Origin of the sequence: Campylobacter sp. IFREMER_LSEM_CL2127 (assembly GCF_025771745.1) — a bacterium.
GTDB lineage: Bacteria > Campylobacterota > Campylobacteria > Campylobacterales > Campylobacteraceae > Campylobacter_D.
This window is the reverse complement of the sequence record NZ_JAKMQV010000023.1, coordinates 1-2,993: the sequence shown is the minus strand read 5'-3', so window position 1 is coordinate 2,993 and position 2,993 is coordinate 1. Positions and strand designations below refer to the sequence as shown.

Sequence of the window (2,993 nt, the reverse complement as noted above, 5' to 3'; positions counted from 1 at the left end):
GGGGGGGGGAACGATAATTTTCGTTTTAACTCAAACACTTTAAACTCTTTAAAAAACTATAAAAACTCTAATCTTTTAAAACTTTCTTTATTTACTATTTTTTCTCTAAGTTCTTTAGAGGCAGCCACCCAAGCAAATTATGATAAAGCTTCTAATGCTTATGTTATTAAAGAGCACAAATTTAATAATAATGATGTATATGATTATAATCTTGATACCTATAAACTCTTAAGTGGTAAAAACTTCTATGGCCAAATGGCTACTAATAAAAACCTTTCAAATATCACTTTAATCTATGATAATCCTAAAGATAAAACTCATTCTAAAATGAATGATTTATATTTTAAACAAGACATACTCACTCCAAGTATAAAAGAAGATATTTTTGTAGTTAATGGTTTTCATAGTTCTAACTCAGCTAATACTACCCTAAATCAAATCAGCTATATACCTTTTTTAGTTTCTGCTTATACCTTTAATGCAAAAGCTAATAATAATACCTTAGTATTAAAAGCAGGAGAATTATCTTCAGTATATTATTTAAAACCTACTGATAAAGAAGTAATTAATCCTAAAGCTACGGGTTTAGATAATAAATATAATTTTCTAATTACTCCAGCTATAGCTAGAAAAGGTGAAGTAAGTAATAATACTTTAAATTTCTTAAAAGATGCCTATGTAAATATGGGTGTTGAAAACACCTATACCTTACCTTTAAATGGTGCTCCTTATATCTTAGGTGCTTTTGGTGTAGATGCTAATGCTAATAATAATACAGTCATATTAAACAAGGGAGTAAAGATAGACTTTCATACTACCCCTTATAGACAAAGCATGCTAGGAGATAATATCTTTGATGAGAGAATGACTCATGTAACAGGAGCTATTACTTATAATGGCAATGCTAAAAATAATAAGGTTATTATAGATGGAGCTTCTTTATTAGTACATGGTCCAAGTGGAGCATATTCAACATCAGCTGCTACTCACTTAGGAGGAGCTTTCGTAGATGTAAACAACAATCAAAGTTATGAAGTAAGTAATAATAGTGTATTAATCAATGATTTAAAACTAGATTTAAGAGTAGATACTAAAAATACCCCATTAGCTTATAATGCTGTCTTAGTAGGAGAAATCTATGGGGGTAAAATCATACAAGGTAATGCTTATAAAAACACTATAGATATAAAAGACTTACAAACCTTATTAGCATTAAATACTAATGTAGAAGTAAAAGCACTTTTAGACTTTTATGCAGGTATGACTAATAATGGTATAGCTAATGATAATAGCATTAATATTAATCTAAAAAAGCCATTTGAAATTAATTCTAATTTTACAGGTAAAAATGAGTTTAATCTTTATGGTGGGGTAGCTACTAAAGGAGCTAATAATAATAGTATTAATATCAATGGGGATTTAACCCAAGGACTTACTGTTGAAAACCATCAAGATAAAATTCAAATCACAGCAGCACAAACTCTAAGTTCTAAAGCAAATAATAATAGCATTGTTATTAAAAACTCAAACATAGCTATACCTTTATACTTATATGGAGTAAGTAAGGTTAGTTTGGATAATAAAGATTATTATGCAAGTAGTGCTAATGCTAATAGTATAGTTTTAGATAATGTAAAATCAGGTAGAAACCTCACTACCATTATAGAAGCTGATAATTTAGAAAAAAACACTATAAAATATAATCTTGTACAATCTTTATCGAATGCTTCTAATATAGATAAAGGTTCTAAAATCATTTTAAGAGCCAATGAAAGCGCTAATAATAATACTTTAAACATTAAAGATTATTCAAGTGCAGCTAGTTCTAATGTTTATGTTATTAATGCTAAAACTGAAAGTGCTAATAATACTTTTATCTTTGATAATCTAGCCCTAGGTACAGCTTCTGATAAAAGAGAAGGGGAGATAGTAATTAGTGCAGGTATAGCTAAGAATACTCATGATAATTATACTCATATAAATAATTTAAATATAGATGAGTATAAAAACAACAAAGCTATATTTATAAGTGCTTCTGGTATATATAGTGAAAATGATAAAAGCTATAATAATACTTTATATCTAAGTGGTAATACTAATATTTTTAATAATACTAATATAGAAGTATTAGCAGGTAGCTTTTTACAAACTAAAGAAGATAATAGCTTTGTATCAAAAGCTCTAATGCATAAAAGTGGTACTAATAATCATTTAGTCTTAAATACAAATATAAAAGCAAATACTATTAATAACTTTGATCATTATAGCTTTATCTTAAAAGATGATACTAAAACTTATTTAAGTGCTAAAGAAGCTATTAATCTTTCTAAAGATAGTTCTATTAATATATATACAAGCAATAATGTAAAAAATAAAAGCTTTATTTTAATGCAAAGCGAAAAAGGCTTTGTAGATGCAAACAATAAACATCTAAATCAAAAAGATTTACAAAGCTTATTAGAAACTATTACTAAAAACAATCAAAGCTTACATAAAAACATCAAAGCAAAAGTTCAAAAAGCTAAATACACTCTAAGTGTAAGTAAAGATGCAAAAAGCATAGTAGTGAATTTAAACTAAAGCAATATACCAAAAGGATTAATTATGAAAAAGTTAGCAAATCACATCATACTCTCAGGTGTAACGGTATCAATGTTATTTTCTCCACTAATGGCTTTACCTAGTGGAGGTAAATTTACTCATGGGACTAGTGGGACTATAACTTCTGGCAATGGTCATATGCAAATTAATGGTAATGGAACAAACTCAGTCATACAATGGGGTGGTGGTTTTAGTATAGGTCAAGGTGAAAGTGTAAACTTTGGAGGTAATAGTAAAAACTACCTAAACATTGCTCATGGTACTAGTAAATCTATGATAGAAGGTTTATTAAATGCAGGTGGTAATAATGTATTTTTAATTAATCCTAATGGAGTAATCATTACTAAAACAGGAAATATCAATGCTAATCGCTTTGTGGCTTCGACTTCGTC

At 27.8% G+C, this 2,993-nt stretch carries 2 protein-coding genes; both read left to right on the top strand.

Annotation, left to right across the window (positions count from 1 at the left end):
* Nucleotides 1-2,580: hypothetical protein (locus L8V77_RS07600; RefSeq protein ID WP_263707392.1), on the top strand; the 2,580-nt coding region annotated here is incomplete at its 5' end.
* Nucleotides 2,581-2,604: 24 nt separating this feature from the next.
* Nucleotides 2,605-2,993, top strand: a 389-nt coding sequence (locus L8V77_RS07595; protein ID WP_263707391.1) for a filamentous hemagglutinin N-terminal domain-containing protein, incomplete at its 3' end; no start/stop codon positions are given.